Origin of the sequence: Acinetobacter sp. LoGeW2-3 (genome assembly GCF_002688565.1) — a bacterium.
Classification (GTDB): domain Bacteria; phylum Pseudomonadota; class Gammaproteobacteria; order Pseudomonadales; family Moraxellaceae; genus Acinetobacter.
On the sequence record NZ_CP024011.1, the window covers coordinates 941,036 to 957,888 of the forward strand.

At 43.4% G+C, this 16,853-nt stretch carries 16 protein-coding genes; 4 read left to right on the top strand and 12 right to left on the bottom strand.

The annotated features are described in order from the left end of the window. The first annotated feature begins 127 nt into the window (after positions 1-127). Both BS636_RS04530 and BS636_RS04535 read left to right on the top strand, forming a co-directional pair. Positions 128-712, top strand: coding sequence for a DUF805 domain-containing protein (locus BS636_RS04530; protein ID WP_171265983.1), 585 nt, complete (start codon positions 128-130; stop codon positions 710-712). 106 nt (positions 713-818) lie between these two features. Beyond that, positions 819-1,796: a mechanosensitive ion channel family protein gene (locus tag BS636_RS04535; RefSeq protein WP_099337706.1), complete on the top strand. Its 978-nt coding sequence runs from the start codon at positions 819-821 to the stop codon at positions 1,794-1,796. Here BS636_RS04535 and BS636_RS04540 read toward each other — a convergent pair. From BS636_RS04540 to prfB, 5 genes are all read right to left on the bottom strand, one after another. After that, entirely contained in the window at positions 1,770-2,483 is a 714-nt protein-coding gene (locus BS636_RS04540) for a 16S rRNA (uracil(1498)-N(3))-methyltransferase (RefSeq protein ID WP_099337707.1), read from the bottom strand. The two genes, BS636_RS04535 and BS636_RS04540, sit on opposite strands and share 27 nt — an antisense overlap. A gap of 411 nt (positions 2,484-2,894) precedes the next feature. After that, a complete protein-coding gene (locus BS636_RS04545; protein WP_171265984.1) occupies positions 2,895-4,175 on the bottom strand; it encodes a 3-deoxy-D-manno-octulosonic acid transferase in 1,281 nt (426 codons plus the stop codon). Between the two features lie 81 nt (positions 4,176-4,256). Beyond that, a complete protein-coding gene (locus tag BS636_RS04550; RefSeq protein WP_099337709.1) occupies positions 4,257-5,342 on the bottom strand; it encodes an alkene reductase in 1,086 nt (361 codons plus the stop codon). Positions 5,343-5,367: 25 nt separating this feature from the next. Next, positions 5,368-5,667 carry an ArsR/SmtB family transcription factor gene (locus BS636_RS04555; RefSeq protein WP_099337710.1) on the bottom strand — a complete coding sequence of 100 codons (300 nt, stop codon included), beginning with the start codon at positions 5,665-5,667 and terminating at the stop codon, positions 5,368-5,370. Between the two features lie 146 nt (positions 5,668-5,813). Beyond that, positions 5,814-6,909, bottom strand: a protein-coding gene (gene prfB / locus BS636_RS04560; RefSeq protein ID WP_099337711.1) for a peptide chain release factor 2 whose coding sequence is annotated in 2 segments (ribosomal slippage) — positions 5,814-6,836 and positions 6,838-6,909 — 1,095 coding nt in all. Because the reading frame shifts where the segments join, the coding sequence is not laid out codon by codon here. A gap of 490 nt (positions 6,910-7,399) precedes the next feature. On the opposite strand from prfB, the gene BS636_RS04570 reads away from it, so the two are divergent. Further along, positions 7,400-8,179 carry a putative porin gene (locus BS636_RS04570; protein ID WP_099337713.1) on the top strand — a complete coding sequence of 260 codons (780 nt, stop codon included), beginning with the start codon at positions 7,400-7,402 and terminating at the stop codon, positions 8,177-8,179. A gap of 161 nt (positions 8,180-8,340) precedes the next feature. Then, positions 8,341-9,099 (top strand): putative porin, encoded by a 759-nt coding sequence (locus BS636_RS04575; RefSeq protein WP_171265985.1) that lies wholly within the window; start codon positions 8,341-8,343, stop codon positions 9,097-9,099. A 45-nt stretch (positions 9,100-9,144) separates the two neighbouring features. Here BS636_RS04575 and recJ read toward each other — a convergent pair whose 3' ends face one another. The 7 genes from recJ to BS636_RS04610 all read right to left on the bottom strand — a co-directional run bounded on the left by recJ (position 9,145) and on the right by BS636_RS04610 (position 16,828). Then, positions 9,145-10,848, bottom strand: coding sequence for a single-stranded-DNA-specific exonuclease RecJ (gene recJ / locus BS636_RS04580; RefSeq protein WP_099337714.1), 1,704 nt, complete (start codon positions 10,846-10,848; stop codon positions 9,145-9,147). Then, positions 10,849-11,505, bottom strand: a complete 657-nt coding sequence (pdxH, locus tag BS636_RS04585) for a pyridoxamine 5'-phosphate oxidase (protein ID WP_099337715.1) — start codon at positions 11,503-11,505, stop codon at positions 10,849-10,851. It abuts the gene before it with no gap. A gap of 28 nt (positions 11,506-11,533) precedes the next feature. Beyond that, positions 11,534-12,865 carry a phosphoglucosamine mutase gene (gene glmM, locus BS636_RS04590; RefSeq protein ID WP_099337716.1) on the bottom strand — a complete coding sequence of 444 codons (1,332 nt, stop codon included), beginning with the start codon at positions 12,863-12,865 and terminating at the stop codon, positions 11,534-11,536. 123 nt (positions 12,866-12,988) lie between these two features. Continuing rightward, complete coding sequence (gene guaB, locus BS636_RS04595; RefSeq protein ID WP_099337717.1) at positions 12,989-14,455, bottom strand: IMP dehydrogenase; 1,467 nt, start codon at positions 14,453-14,455, stop codon at positions 12,989-12,991. Positions 14,456-14,811: 356 nt separating this feature from the next. Further along, positions 14,812-15,177, bottom strand: coding sequence for a YkgJ family cysteine cluster protein (locus BS636_RS04600; protein WP_099337718.1), 366 nt, complete (start codon positions 15,175-15,177; stop codon positions 14,812-14,814). A 94-nt stretch (positions 15,178-15,271) separates the two neighbouring features. Then, positions 15,272-16,069 (bottom strand): MBL fold metallo-hydrolase, encoded by a 798-nt coding sequence (locus BS636_RS04605; RefSeq protein WP_099337719.1) that lies wholly within the window; start codon positions 16,067-16,069, stop codon positions 15,272-15,274. A gap of 183 nt (positions 16,070-16,252) precedes the next feature. Next, positions 16,253-16,828 (bottom strand): TMEM165/GDT1 family protein, encoded by a 576-nt coding sequence (locus BS636_RS04610; RefSeq protein WP_099337720.1) that lies wholly within the window; start codon positions 16,826-16,828, stop codon positions 16,253-16,255. Positions 16,829-16,853: the final 25 nt, after the last annotated feature.

The window sequence follows — 16,853 nt, forward strand, 5'->3', positions numbered from 1 at the left end:
CCAACATATTCCTGTCTATTTTTCGTATCTTGCCCTTTTATTTAATCCTATAATAGTGCTGAATTTTTATACTTCCTCACAGACAGAAGTGTTTGTCTGTTTTCGACTGGTTAATCTGGCTCAGCCCATGAACTCTAAAGATACTTCACCATTCTTCTCCCGCTCTCCGATACCCTCCAATGATAATCCATTATCTCTTGAAGGGCGCTTTGGTCGGCTTAGCTTTATCGGCTGGTATGCCTTCCTGCATATGATTTTCTTCTTTGCTTCAATCGCCTTAAGTCTGGTCAGCGGTATTTTCAGCCTAACCACCTTGTCTCTGGATAATCAGCATTTCGTTGATGCACTGACCGGTCTGGCAGGTCTCGGCTATCTGGCTTTAGTCATTTTCTATCTTTATTTTTATATTGTGATAGTGGCACGCCGTCTGCATGATCTGAATAAATCAGGCTGGTTGATGTTGCTGATGCTAGTTCCGGTGGTGAATATTTTCTTTATTTTCTATCTGCTGCTGGCTGCAGGAACGCCAGGACCGAATCGTTTTGGTCCAGTACGTTCGGCTGCAATCTGGGAAAAAATCCTAGCCTGGCTGATGATTTTATTGACCGTATTAAGCCTATTTGCAGCCAGCAGTGTAGTGTCCTTTATGATGGGGAGTGGTGAGCTGGAAAGCCCGCAGGAAGCGATCCAGAAAGGCACAGAATATTTTTAAGCTTATGTTAAATTTTGCTACCCTCCGCAAGGGCTGTGCAATTTTCTATTAAGTTCAAGGTAAAAATCAGGCAAAATAACGCGAATTTTTTTGAATTGGGATACTTGTGGCTGAAAAAGACACTGCGCTTAGTCAGGTGACTGAAGGAACGACTGAGCTGTTGCATCAGGCAACTGAAAAAACTGCTCAGACCGTTATTGAGCACACGGCTAAATATAATGACGCGTATTCAACCGTCGATAAATTTATTGAGGCGTTTTGGGAGCGCCTGCCTTATATCTGTATCGCACTGGTGGTTTTCACCATCTTTTACCTGCTTTCGAAACTGTTTAAATTCTTTGTTCGTAAAGCAATTGGTGAGCGTAGTTACAGTAAACAGAACTTGGTACTGGTACTAAACCGTGTCGGTACATCTGCCATTATTTTTATTGGCTTCCTGATTGCCATGGTCATTGCCATTCCAGGCTTTACTCCTGGTCAGCTGATGAGTGCCTTGGGGATTGGTTCGGTAGCGATCGGTTTCGCCTTCAAGGATATTTTCCAGAACCTGCTCTCTGGTGTACTGATTTTGCTCGGTGAACCGTTTAAAATTGGAGATGACATTATTGTTTCAGGTATGGAAGGTACGGTTGAAGATATTCAGATTCGTGCGACTTTCCTGCGCTCACCTGATGGTCGTCGTATCGTGATTCCAAACGCAACGGTTTATACCAGCGCAGTGACGGTAAATACGGCTTATCCACGTCGCCGCTGCCAGTTTGTCGTCGGTATTGGTTATGAAGATGATGTACAGAAAGCCAAAGACATCATTATGGCAATTCTGGATAAAGATCAAAGCATTCTTAGCCAGCCTGCTTTTAGTGTCAATGTGACTCAACTGGCTGACTTCTCAATCAATCTAACCGTAACCTGGTGGGTAGATACTGCAGAAAGTTCGATTGGTACGTCGATCAGTAGTGTTCAGGAAAATGTAATTGAAGCCTTCGCTGCACATGACATTTCAATTCCATATCCTGTACAAGAAGTGAAAGTTTACCGTGGTGGCGGTGAAGATGTTTCAGCGCGTGCTAAACATACGACCTAAGACATAGGGAATCACCGTTTCAGTACGGATGATACGGTTGCCAAGGCTCACCGCCTGGCAGCCGTTTTTTATCAGCAAATCAACCTCATAAGGAATAAAACCGCCTTCTGGGCCAATCACCACCGTACATGAATGCTCAATGGCATATGGCATTTTATTCTCAGCATAAGGGTGCGCTACATAAGCTGGACTATCTGCGTTTATCAATGTCGGTAGCACATCTTCGACAAATGGTTTAAAGCGTTTATACAGTTCAATGTGTGGCGCAATCGTATCCCCTGCCTGTTCAAGACCTAATTGCACATAATGATCTAGCTGTTGCAAGAAAGGCGTCTGCCAGTAGCTTTTATCAACTCGGTAGCTATGCAGCAAGATGATCTTCTCAACCCCAAGCGTTACCGCATCCATAATCAAACGACGTAGTACTTTAGGGCGTGGTAAAGCCACGATCAAAGTCACAGGTAATTTTGCTGGGATTGGTTCTTCTTGCAAGGGCTTTAACCGAACGGCTTTTTCGGTGATATCGACAATCTCTGTCAAATAACGTTTGCCATCTCGAATCCCAACTTTTAAGGTATCACCCACCTGAATCTCCAGATGCTGCTGCAAATGTTCCAACTGCCGCTTGGAACTAATTAACCACAGTTCAGATTCAGTTTGACGAGGATCAAGAAGGACAATATTCATATAGGAAATAAAATCTAAAAAAGAAATTCAAAACACCAAATCACAACCAGCATTTACTATCAAGACTTAGTGACATGGATGTCGCCTATTTCACTGTGCTGCAGGGATGCAGCATTAGTGAAATAAAGGGCTTTTGTTACTTTTGGCCCGACAAAAGTAAGATACGGCCTACGCGATAAACACCTATATTCTGTACTTCATCAAAAGGCCGTGATTACTCTTTAAATTGATTTCGCACCGCCTCAAATCGCAATACAAATCAAATAACTATTGTGTAGGCATTCCCTACTTTTGACAGCGCAAAAGTAGGCAAAACGCTTTTGTTAGACTGATGATACCTCCCTGTATCACAGTCTAGGCGGCATCCCTGCCGCCTTGGTAAATCTGATCTTTACTATGTATCGAATTGAATTAAAGATACTGGTCAATCACCTGAATATGCTTCGCTAATGAACCCTGATTCTGCTGCATAATCTTTTGCGCAGCCGTATTTAAACTTTCAGCCTTTGCTGAATTATTTAAAATTTCCAGCAGAGTTTCAGCTGCCTGCTTAAAATTATCTACGGCTTCTACAGCCTGAGCCTCAACGAACTCATCGACAATAGTCTGGAAGTTAAAATAATTCTTGCCCAGAATCGTCGGCACATTCAGCGCGATTGGCTCCAGAATATTGTGTCCACCACCCGGTTCATTGAGTGAACCACCAACATAGCTAGCCTGACTAAGTGCATACCATAGCCACATCTCGCCCATCGAATCTGCCAAATAAATTTGAGTATCTACTTCAATTTTCTGTCCCAAACTACGGCGCTGGGTGCGTAAATTTAAAGCTTGGGATGCTTGAAACACTTCATCAAACCGTTCTGGATGACGTGGTACAACAATACATAATAAATTTGGATCAGCATTCAAAGTAGCTTTCAACTCAGCTATCAACTGCTGTTCTTCAGGTGCATGGGTACTGGCCAAGGTAATGATCTTCCGACCTTGCAGATTCCACTCCTGTTCTAACTCGCTAGCACGATCAATAAACTGCTGTGGTGCGGTAATATCAAATTTAATATTGCCCAAAACTTGGGTCTTGTTAATCTGAATACCTAAATTAATATAACGCTGTTGCGTGGCAGTATCTTGCGCCAATAACAGTTGCATCGAATTCAGCATGCCTCGGGTTAGACCTTTGACTTTGCCATAACCTTTGGCTGATTTTTCTGAAAGACGGGCATTCAGCAACAGACAGGGCACATTAAAATTCTGTGCCTGATCTATGAGATTCGGCCAAAGTTCAGTCTCCATGAGAAGCAATAATTTCGGCTGATATTTCTGGTAGAAATCCCGAATCAAATACTTTTGATCGGCAGGCAAATAGACTGCCTGAAATAGATCTAAATAAGGCTCTTTGAAAAAAAGTGATTTAGCCCGTGTCTGACCTGTTTTTGTTGTATTAGTCACCAGGACTGGATGACCTGATTTTAAATAATGCTCAATCAGGGGTTGTGCCGCATTGGTTTCTCCAACTGAAACCACATGAAACCAGATGGCATGTTTATTTTTTGGAGTCTGAAACGGACCAAAACGTTCAAGCAGTTCCTGTTGCAGTTGCTCAGGACTTTCCGCACGCTTACGAATACGTGACTGATATACAGGCTTGATCAGTGTCAGTGCCGCGTTGTACCAAAAAGGAGTAGCCAAATGTTGCCCCGAAATTGAGTGAATCGGCAAAATATAACAGAGCCACACCGACATGTTAATCGATGTGACCCAAGTTTTAGATTATTCTATGGTGCTTAAAACTTTTAGTTCTGCCAAAGTTGGGTAATCAATATAACCTTCAGCGGTTTGACTGCCGATCATATTTTCCAGTCTTAACTCGTTCAATGATGCATCTTGAAGCAAGCGCTCATACAAGTCTGGATTCGCAATATAAGCCTTACCAAAAGAGACTGCATCAGCTTTCCCGGAAGCTAAAAGCTCAATCGCATCCTCACGGCTCAATCGCATATTGGCAATATATGGAACGCCATCTGAACGCTGTTTCATATATTCAGAAATGCTATCTTCCGCCAGATATTCACGGGTAAAGAAGAAAGCAATCTTGCGCTTGCCCAGCTGTTCCATCGCATAACCGAATGTTTCACGTGGATCATCATCGCCCATATCGTGCTCATCGCCACGTGGTGCCAGATGCACACCGACACGATCTGCACCCCAGACATCGATTAAAGCATCAACCACTTCCAGCAGGAAACGGACACGGTTTTCAACTGAACCACCGTACTCATCTTCACGCTTGTTGGTCTTGGTCTGCAGGAACTGATCAATCAGATAACCATTGGCGCCATGCAGCTCGACCCCATCAAAACCGGCCTCTTTGGCACGAATTGCAGCCTGCTTATATTGCTCGGTAATGGCATGGATTTCTGCAATTTCCAGCGGACGCGGCAGCACATAAGGACGTTTCGGACGCAATAGGCTGACATGGCCAGCTTGCTGTACTGAACTTGCTGATACTGGTGTTTCACCATTCAGTAATTCAGGATCTGAAACACGCCCTACATGCCATAACTGCGCAACAATCAAGCCGCCCTTTTCATGTACAGCATTGGTCACCAGTTTCCAGCCTTCGACCTGTGCCTCTGTAAATAACCCCGGTGTATTGCGGTAACCATTGGCTTCTTCAGAAATCACTGTCGCTTCGGAAATAATCAGGCCTGCACTTGCGCGCTGCGCATAATACTCAACCATCATTGGTGTTGGCACTCGATCATCAGTTGCACGACTACGCGTTAAAGGTGCCATGATGACACGGTTTTTTAATTTAAGCGCACCCAGCTTTAAAGGGGTATTTAATTCAGCCATTCTGACTCCATCCTCTAATGGTATTTTAGAGATGTTGTTGTAGATGTTCGATGTATTGCTGAATCAGAGCTTCGTTGCGGGAGAAATAAGACCATTGTCCATGTTTAGTGGCAGTGATTAATCCTGCCTGCTGTAATACGGACAAATGATTGGACATAGTGGACTGAGAGACTTGTCCTAATTTTTCAATCTGGCCAGCACAAACACCACGCTGAAAGCCCCCACACTCTTCGGCAGACAGATACTGCTCTGGTGTTTTCAACCATTCCAGAATTTGCCGGCGTGTAGGATTTGCCAGTGCTTTAAAGATCAGATCAAAGTCCATAGTCACATCACAAAGTCGTGCGCAACAAAGCTGATTGCAGCATTTGCCTCAGTATATCGCATTTTTTCGATTTATATATCGAATATTTTAGATATATAGATGACAAGCTGTATTCACTTTGTTACGCAGAGAGTTAAAAGGTCTGCTTACAAACCTTGTTTCAAGCTAGCTTCAATAAATTTATCCAGATCACCATCCAGAACTGCACCAGTATTTGAGCTTTCCACACTGGTACGTAAGTCTTTAATACGTGAGTCATCCAGAACATATGAACGGATCTGGCTGCCCCAACCGATATCTGACTTGGTATCTTCTAAGGCTTTGGCTGCATCATTACGTTTTTGCATCTCAAGTTCATAGAGTTTTGCACGTAACTGTTTCCAGGCATGGTCACGGTTGGCGTGTTGTGAACGCTGGTTCTGACATGCCACCACAATACCTGTTGGTGCGTGTGTTAAACGTACCGCAGAGTCGGTTTTGTTAATGTGCTGACCACCCGCACCAGACGCACGGTAAGTATCGGTACGAACGTCCGCAGGATTGATTTCAATCTCAATATTGTCATCAACTTCAGGAGAAACGAAGACTGCTGAAAACGACGTATGACGACGGTTACCTGAGTCAAATGGTGATTTTCGCACGAGACGGTGTACGCCTGATTCGGTACGTAACCAGCCATAGGCATACTCGCCTTCGACACGGATGGTTGCAGATTTAATCCCGGCAACATCACCATCAGAAACTTCCATCACTTCTGCTTTAAAGCCATGACGTTCAATCCAGCGCATGTACATGCGCAGCAACATCGATGCCCAATCCTGCGCTTCAGTACCGCCAGAACCGGCCTGAATTTCTACATAGCATGGGTTTGGATCCATCGGGTTGCTGAACATACGACGGAATTCCAGCTTCGCCAGTTCTGCTTCTGCTGAATCAAGCTCTGCCTGAACATCAGCAAGCATTTCTTCTTCGTCAGCTTCAACGGCTAAATCAAGCATTGCTTGGGCATCTTCAAGCTGAGTGCTTAAGCCATCTAATACATTAATAACGTTCTCAAGCTCGCCTTTTTCTTTGGCCATTGCCTGAGCACGGTTCTGATCATTCCAGATGGCTGGATCTTCTAATTCACGGAGAACCTCTTCCAAACGCTCTTTTTTCAGATCGTAGTCAAAGATACCCCCGTAGTGTTTGACCACGTTCGTTTAAGTCTTTTAGCTGGAGTAGATAAGGATTAATTTCCACGTGAATTTCTCTCAATCAATAAGGCATAAATTTTTAGCAGGTAATTATATCACAGTCCTTTCCTGCAGTTTTAGCAGGACCTCTTTATGATTTTTGCCTCTCATCAAGACTTATTTAGAAGATTCATATCAATCAATTCAGTGATATTTACTCATGTCTACCTACCCAGTCAAAGCATTAAAAAATATATTTCAGCAGCTAAAAATTTTCTTCTTTTTACAGACCAAACTAGTCAATTTAATGACACCTTTTCAGATTATTTTTTAAGCAAAATGCTTAAAATTCACAATCTTTACATAGTTTTAATAAAACAAAACATTCTTTATTTTTATTATATTTCAATGAATTATAATTATAAACTTACACAAAATTACCGTATTGACATTACTGCAACTTTCCCTTGATTGACGATCTCCCGATTTGGGCTAGACTGAAACTGTAACAAAAAATGTATTAAATCCCAGCCAAACTTTCAGAGGGGAGTATCCGCATGAAAAAATTAGCAATCGCTTCAGCACTACTTTCAGCCGTAGCTTTTACGGGTACCGCAGCACATGCATATCAAGCAGAAATTGGTGCATCAGCAGGCTTAATCGATCCGGACAACGGTAGCTCAAGCGGCTCTTTCGGTGTAGATGGCACATATTACTTTAATCCTGTACAAACTCGTGACGCACCACTGGCAGAAGCAGCCTTCCTTGACCGTGCGAGTAACGTAAAAGCTGAGTATGAATATCGAGAAGTTGGTGATTCTGAAGCGCATCGTTATGGTGTAGGCGCAGAATACTTCGTACCAAATTCTGACTTCTACTTAAGTGGTAAAGTAAGCGGTCATGATTTTCAAGACAATGACCAGATTGATAATGACCTGACTACTTATGCTGCAGAAGTGGGTTATTTACCGGCTCCAGGCCTATTGATTGCCGCTGGTGTGAAAGGTTGGGACCATGACCGTGATGACGGTGTAGATCCAACCCTTCGTGCAAAATATGTAACTACATTAGCCAATGGTAAAGACATTAACCTTGAAGCTGGTGCCGCTTTTGGTGACCTTGATGAGTACAACCTGAAAGCTGACTACTTCATCGATAAAACTTTGAGCGTTGGTGCTGATTATCAAAGCAATGATATTACAGACCGTAGTGAGTTCGGTGTAAATGCCCGTAAGTTCTTTACTGATCAAGTTAGCTTAGAAGGCCGAGTTGGATTTGGAGAACAAGGTAATAACGACTACAACTCATTTGGTGTAGCTGCGAAATACCGTTTCTAATCTGACCTATATACACTTTTAATAAAAAAGCCCTTCTTCGGAGGGGCTTTTTTTTATTGCACCAAAATAAGACTAACGGCATTGACCATAAGGATAAAAAACATACAATTTGTTGCAATTATAAAATTCCAAGTTTTATCAATAACAACTGAGACTTTTACATGTTAAAAAAAATTGTACTTGCAACTGCACTATTGAGTATTTTTGGTTTAAGCCATGCTTATCAGGCTGAAGTAGGTGGAAGCCTGCTTTATATTGATCCAGATCAAGGAGATTCCGCAATCGGATTTGGCTTGGATGGAGCTTATTATTTCAACCCAGTTCAAGTGAAAAACTCTCCATACAATGAAGCAGCATTTTTAAATCGTGCCAGTAATGTGAATGGTGGATTTGCTTACGTCAGCAACGATGATGTTGATTCAACCAGTTTTAGTATAGGGGTAGAAGTTTTTGTACCAAACTCAGATTTCTATATCAGTGGTGATATTAGCCATAATGAAAGAGAAGTAGATTTAGGTCCATTTACTGTTGAATCAGATCTAACTACTTATGGTGCTGAAGTAGGTTATTTACCGGTACCAGGTCTACTGCTTGCTGCTGGCCTTCGTGGCTGGGACAATGACAATGATGACGGTGTTGATCCAACCTTACGTGCTAAATATGTTGCGCCACTGGCAGGTAATGACATTAACCTGGAAGCTTATTTCGGTCTTGGCGACTTGGATGAATTTTCATTACGTGGCGACTACTACTTTGATAAAACGTTTAGTGTCGGGGTCGATTATTATGACAACGATGTCTCTGATGAATTTGGCATCAATGTAAAAAAATTCTTTAGCCCACAAATGAGCCTTGAAGGTCGTATCGGCTTTGGAGATGATGAAGATAACTTTAGCTTACGTGCTGCATACCGTTTCTAATTTCGAAGATTAAAAAAAACCGCTCTTTTAAGCGGTTTTTTTTATTTACTGTTCCAGATGCGCAATCCGCATTTGCAAACTAACATTGCCATTAAAGACATTTTTATCCAGTTCATAGACTAGACGTACACTGTCCTGCATCGGATCAAACTGATATTTGCTCGCTGCATTGAAAGCAATGGCATCTACAACTTGTCCATTTTCCAAAGCGACACGTAACTTCAGATGTACCTCTTTGAGCCAACGGTAATCCAGCACTTTAAAAATGCCTTCAAATATTGGTTGCGGAAATTTCTGTCCCCATGGACTCAGATTATGCAGTAAGTCGACAGTCTCTATCTGAAAAGCAGAAGCTGGCAGTTCACCATCGGTCCATAAAGTTGCAGTAAACAGACTCTCATCCATACTGCCAATCAGTTGTTCAAAAGTCTGCTTAAATTCAGCAAAGTGATCTTTCTTGATGGTCAGCCCTGCCGCAGCTGCATGCCCACCAAAATGACTGACAATATGCGGATGCTGTTCAGCCACCCGCTCAATTGCATCACGGATATGAATGCCTTCAATCGAGCGTGCCGAGCCCTTGATATGAATGCCATCTTCATCCGCGGCAAAGACAATACTTGGACGATGAAACTGCTCTTTTAAACGACCTGCAACAATGCCAATTACACCTTGATGCCAGTGCTGTTCGAACATAATCAAGGCAGCCGGAAGTTCAGCTTCATCTAACTGGATTTTTTCCAGTTCAGCCAGAGCTTCCTGCTTGATCTTGCCTTCAACCTGTCGGCGTTCAACATTGAGCTGATTCAACTGTTCAGCCAATGGATAAGCGGATGCCAAATCTTCAGCCAGCAGGCATTCGATGCCAATATCCATGGTTTCCATACGCCCTGCCGCATTGATACGTGGACCTAGTACAAAACCAAGATCTTGAGCTTTTAAAGTCGCTGCATCGCGACCAGCAATCTCAAGCAGTGCGCTAATACCTGGACGGCATAAATGCTGCTGAATCCGTTTCAGACCAGCATCCACCAGAATACGGTTGTTATAGTCTAAACTGGCGACATCTGCATAGGTGCCAAGCGCCACTAGATCCAGATAATTAGTAATCACTGTTGAAGACTTACCGAGTTTCTTACGATGCGTCGACAGATTAGCCAAGACATAGAAAGCTACCCCGACCCCAGCTAAAGCTTTGCTTGGAAAGTCACAGCCTAACTGGTTTGGATTAACTACCGCCTCAGCAGGCGGCGTTGGCTTAGTTGTAAGATGATGATCAGTAATAATCACCTGCATGCCATGATCTTGGGCCTGTTTTACCCCTTCATGACTGGAAATCCCGTTATCCACGGTAATCAGCAGATCAGGCGTAAAATTGGCAAAAGCCAGATCAGCAATCGCAGGTGTTAGGCCATAGCCATACTTGAAACGGTCGGGAACCAAATAGTCGACATTGGCACCCATGTCACGCAGTGCCAGCACCATCAATGTGGTACTGGTGGCACCATCGGCATCATAGTCCCCGACAATCACAATCTTCTGACCTGCATCAATCGCAGTATCGATCAGCTGAATCGCTTCAGGCAGACCTTTCATGGTCGGTGCTAATAAATGCTTAAGTTTAAGTTCAAGTTCCTGCTGCGATTCCACGCCACGGCGGGCCAGAATTTCTGCAATAAAAGACGGCACGTCCTGAAAGGATTCAGGACGGGTCAGTAATGGTCGCTGATTGATTTCAAGTTTTGGCATTTATGGCATCAGTCGTTGCAATGTCCAAGCATCATCAGTCTTGGTATAGCTCAGACGGTCATGCAGGCGATTCGGACGGCCCTGCCAGAATTCATAATAATCTGGGATTAGGCGATAACCACCCCAGAATTCCGGCTTATCAAGCTGTTCCTGATTGGCCATCGAATCATGGTAATCCCAGAAACGTTGCTGTAGTTCATCTCGACTGGCAATCACCCCACTTTGTGGGGTGCTGACATGCGCAGCAATCTGACTGTCACGGGGACGTTTATGATAATAATCAGTCGATTCTTCTTCAGAAATTTTAATTACACGACCAGAGACACGGATCTGACGTTCCTGCTCCTGCCAGTAAAATAGCAATTCAGCATAAGGATTAACTTCAAGATCCATCCCTTTCTGGCTGTCATAATTGGTATAGAAAGCATAACCATCTGGAGTCGCACCACGCAGCAACACCGTACGTACATGCGGACGACCTTGTGCATTCGCTGTCGCCAATGACATGGCATAAGGCTCATGCAGCTGAGCTGCCAAGGCATGATTAAACCAGAGCAAAAACTGTTCATGTGGATCCAGTTTAACCTGATCCTCAAGCAGCTCACCTTTCTGATAATTCAGACGCAATTCACTCAGATCTTTAATTAAATCAGTCATTCCATCTCTCTATAGTCAGACAGCAAATTTAGGCAGCATTCGCACGTACAGCATCTGCCAGTGAATGCGCCAGTGTAGTGACTTCATCCAGGTCTTCGCCTTCCACCATAACACGAATAACTGGCTCAGTACCTGACTTACGAATCAACAAACGACCACGGCCTTTCAGCTGCTGCTCGGCTTTCTCGAATTCGGCAGCAAGCGCTGGTACGGCATATGGGTCAAACATGGCTTCCAGACGGACATTGACCAATACATTTGGCAATAAACGGAAATCAGCAACTAATTCGTGAAGCGCTTTTTTCTGCTCAACCATGACAGTTAATACTTGCAGAGCAGCAATAATGGCATCGCCTGTAGTGCTCTTATCCAAAGTCAGGATATGACCTGATGGCTCGCCACCAATTGACCAGCCTTTTTCTTCCAGACCTTGCAATACATAACGGTCACCGACTTTGGCACGTAACAGCTCTACCCCAGCTTTTTCGAGGGCCAATTCCAGTGCCATATTACTCATCAATGTACCGACAATACCAGCCGGCTTATTCTTCGCCTGAGTCGCAAGGATATATAGAATATGATCACCGGTAATTTGCTCACCGTTTTTATCAACCATAATTACACGGTCAGCATCTCCATCAAAGGCGATCCCGAGATCGGCCTTATATTCAACCACTGCTTTTTGCAGGTTTTCCGGATGAGTTGAACCACAGTTTTCATTGATATTCAGACCAGTTGGTTCATCGTAGATAGAAATGACTTTTGCACCTAATTCACGGAAAACCGCAGGACCTACGCTATAAGCAGCACCATTGGCACAATCGACCACAATGGTTAAGTCATTCAGATCTAAATGGTATGGGAAGGTCGATTTACAGAATTCGATATAGCGACCATTGGCATCTTTCACCCGGAAACTTTTACCTAAGTTCGCGTTATCTTCAATCACCAGTTCTTTTTCTAGTTCCTGATTGATTTCCTCCTGTAAAGCATCCGGCAATTTTTTGCCTTCACCCGAGAAAAATTTAATCCCATTATCAAAATACGGGTTATGTGAGGCTGAAATGACAATACCCAGACTGGCATGCAGTGCACGAGTCAAATGGGCAATTGCAGGGGTTGGTAATGGACCAAGTAGATGTACATAAACACCTGCCGCATTCAGACCCGCCTGCAAGGCAGATTCAAGAATATAACCAGACAGACGTGTATCTTTACCCAGTACCACCAATGGTTTATTTTTCTTACTGTGACGTTTTAATACTTTTCCTGCTGCAAAACCCAATTTCAGGGCAAATTCAGGTGTAATTGGTAACTCACCAAATTTTCCACGGATACCGTCGGTGCCAAAATAACTCATCGTTGTCTCACTTCTTATTGGGTGATTTTCATCATCCATTTTTACAATGCGTGACACTTTACACCAAAACAAAAAAGCCGTCATTTGCATGACGGCTTTTTTTAAATAAGTACAGACAGGAAATTAGCCAACGCGATAGTTTGGCGCTTCCTTAGTAATTGTCACGTCATGCACATGAGATTCAGACATACCCGCAGAAGTGATTTTCACAAACTTGGCATTTTGACGAAGATCTTCAATCGTTGCAGAACCGGTATAACCCATAGATGAACGCAGACCGCCCATCATTTGATGCACGATATTGCCCATTGGACCTTTGTAAGGTACACGACCTTCAATACCTTCTGGAACCAGTTTCTCAGCACCTGCTTTAGAGTCCTGGAAGTAACGGTCTGCAGAACCTGTCGCACCGGCCATCGCACCCAATGAACCCATACCACGGTATGCTTTGTAGTAACGGCCCTGGAAGAATTCAACTTCACCTGGAGCTTCTTCAGTACCAGCCAATAGTGAACCGACCATGATTGTGCTTGCACCAGCACCAATCGCTTTCGCCATATCACCAGAGAAACGAATACCACCATCAGCAATCAATGGAATCTGCTCTTTCAATGCATTCGCAACAGAGTCGATCGCAGAGATCTGTGGCATACCAATACCGGCTACGATACGCGTAGTACAGATTGAACCAGGACCGATACCGACTTTAACAGCATCTGCACCAGCATCTAGAAGTGCAAGCGCAGCATCACCAGTAGCAATGTTACCGCCGATCACTTGAACTTGTGGGAAGTTTTGTTTTACCCAACGTACACGTTCAATTACACCAGCAGAATGGCCATGCGCAGTATCTACCACGATCACGTCTACACCAGCTTCTACCAATGCTTCAACACGGCTTGGAGTTTCTGCGCCAGTACCGACTGCAGCACCCACGCGTAGGCGGCCGAGGTCGTCTTTACAGCTGTTTGGATAGCTTTCAGCTTTGCGGAAATCTGTAACCGTGATCAAACCTTTCAGTTCTTGCTGTTCATTTACAACCAGAACTTTTTCGATACGGTGTTTTTGCAGTAAGGCCTGGATATTTTCTTTCGATTCACCTTCGCGAACTGTTACCAGACGATCCTGACCAGTCATGATGTTGCTGACTGGTTGCTCAAGATTGGTTTCAAAGCGTGTATCACGACCTGTCACGATACCAACCACTTTGCCATCTTTAACAACAGGCACACCACTGATGTTGTTTGCCTGTGTTAAAGCGATCAATTCACGAACAGTAGTTTCTGGAGTAACGATGATTGGATCTTTCACCATACCCGCTTCGAATTTCTTCACACGACGTACTTCAGCAGCCTGTGCAGCAATATCCATGTTCTTGTGCAGAATACCGATACCACCATTTTGCGCCATCGCAATCGCCATACGGGATTCAGTCACCGTATCCATAGCTGCAGACACAAGAGGAATATTCAGGTTAATGCCGCGAGTCAGGCGTGTCTTTAGAGAGACATCTTTTGGGAGAACAGTAGAGTAGGCAGGGAGTAATAGGACATCATCGAAGGTTAACGCGTCTTGAACGATGGTCAACATAACAGTCTCACTGGTAATTTCCGTGCGCTATTATAAACAAATTTAGCTCTAAATTTCATTGCAATTGCAAAATTTATTTTGTCTAAATCTAGACTTAGATTTAATTTAACTACTTAAATTTATAAATTCGGTCATTCAATCAACAGTTTAAATATTCCAAAGCAGTGAGAATATGTATTGCGGTTACAAAATCATTGATTGGCTTTCTCTTTTCTGCAAATGATGAAATAAAAAACAGTTCATTTAGAGATGATTTTCACCTACAGAATAAAAGATTCAAATCTCAATCATGCCAATTCTTATACCCAATTAAAAAGCAGAGCCATAGCCCTGCTTTTTAAATCCTAAATTCAGATTTAGCTGACGCGTTCAAAATTATCATCATTGTCCGCTTCATCTGCCTCAATCTGGATGAAAGGCAGCATATTATGGGCAATGCGGGCTTTATTACATTGGGCGTCGGCAACCTGGACTTCCTTACACGTAGTGCTGCGTAACTCATACATGCCACAACTCACCTGCTCACCAATCTTGCCTTCTAGCACAACACAACGCGGATTTTTCTGATTCGTCCCTGCCATGCATGAATAGACCGGGGTAAGTGGCTCCGTATAGTGTTCGGGCATCGGAATGCCCTCTGCCCAGTAGAACGATACCCTAAAATAAGCGCAACATGCGCCACAACTTAAACATGCATCCTGTGTTGGAACTTGAGACAACATTTTTTATAAATTCTCGTCATCAAAAAGATTTTTTGGAAATCGAAAATATAAAAAATGTTGTTTTTTCACTCAAGTATTTTTTTAATTTTTCCTCTTATTCCGGGCAGGTAAATACTGTTTCATCCATCAAATCAGTGCCACATTCCAAGGTTTCAATCCAGTCCAGGAATTGATTGATCTGCTCCTGCCCCACAAATGGCGTACCGTGCTGCGGCACGATCATTTCCACATCCATGGTCCGTACCATCTGCACCCAAAGACGAATCACTTTGTTATTACACATATAGCGCTGATGGAAACCTTTCATTTTCGGAATATGTGCAGCAAAGTTTTCCAGTGGACGTGACGCATCTTCAACCATGGATGCGCCCATATCGCCTGAGAACAGGATTTTGGCAATTGGATCATAGAACTGGAAATTACCCACTGAATGCAGGAAATGTGCAGGAACTGCCACAATATTGGAATTACCCAATTTAATGATCTGACCATGGTCCGGCAACTCCACCAGACGATCCAGCCAGTTACCTTTCATACGGTCACTCATGAAAGCCGAGTTCAGGTGTGGCAAGAAACGTGCCCAGAGTTTGGATGCCACCACTTTGGCATCGGTATAGACCAACCAGCGTGGCATCGAGGTGATGATATCTGGATCTTGATGCGAAGCCATGACATAGTCCAGATTCGCCAGACGGGTATATTTATTCAGTTCCATGGTCAGCGGCACATAGGTCAGGTCACCACCCGGATCCAGTACCGCAGCACGGTTATTATCAATAATTAAAAACTGGTTAGCCTGAACGCCTTCGCCTTTTACCAGGCTGGTAAAACTAATGCATTTATGGATGCCATCATCAAATAAAACCTGTGATGTGGTACGTTCAAAAGCCATAACTTTCCCCAATTTTATACATTTAAAAATGATTTTTGTGTTGCTGTTAACATATAAGTATTTAGAGAAACTTACAATAAATAAAAATGTCTCTATAGCCTTATTTATCAGTATTTTGAGAGCTATTTCACAATAAAAAATCCCGAGTTTTTAGCTCAGGATTTAATAGATTATTCTTATGAATTAGAAATAATAATGTTTGAGCAGCGTGCCAATACCAATCAATAGGAAGATCAAGGCACCAATTTTATGAATCAGCGAAATTGGCAAGCGGTTTGCCAGTTTATCTCCAATAAATACTGCAGGTGCATTGGCAATCATCATACCGACAGTGGTTCCCATCATGACCCAAAGTACACTGTCAAAACGTGCTGCTAAAGCCACAGTTGCGATCTGGGTTTTGTCACCAATTTCCGCTAAGAAAAATAGGATAAAGGTCGCACCAAATACCCCGAATTTTTGCCATTTGCTGATACTTGAACTTTCATCACCAAGTTCATCCGGAATCAACATCCAGATTGCCATGGCAATAAAGCCAATTGAAACAATCCATAACAACACATCTGGACTAAGGACCGTTGTAACCCATTGACCTAGAGCAGCAGACAGACCATGGTTAATGACGGTCGCTAACAGGATGGCAACCAAGATCGGAACAGGTTTTCTAAAACGTGCAGCAAGAAGCAAGGCAAGCAATTGGGTCTTATCGCCCATTTCAGCAAGCGCTACGATGGCCGTCGACAGGAGGAATTCGTACATGTGTCTTTCTCTGGCTGGCATTTGC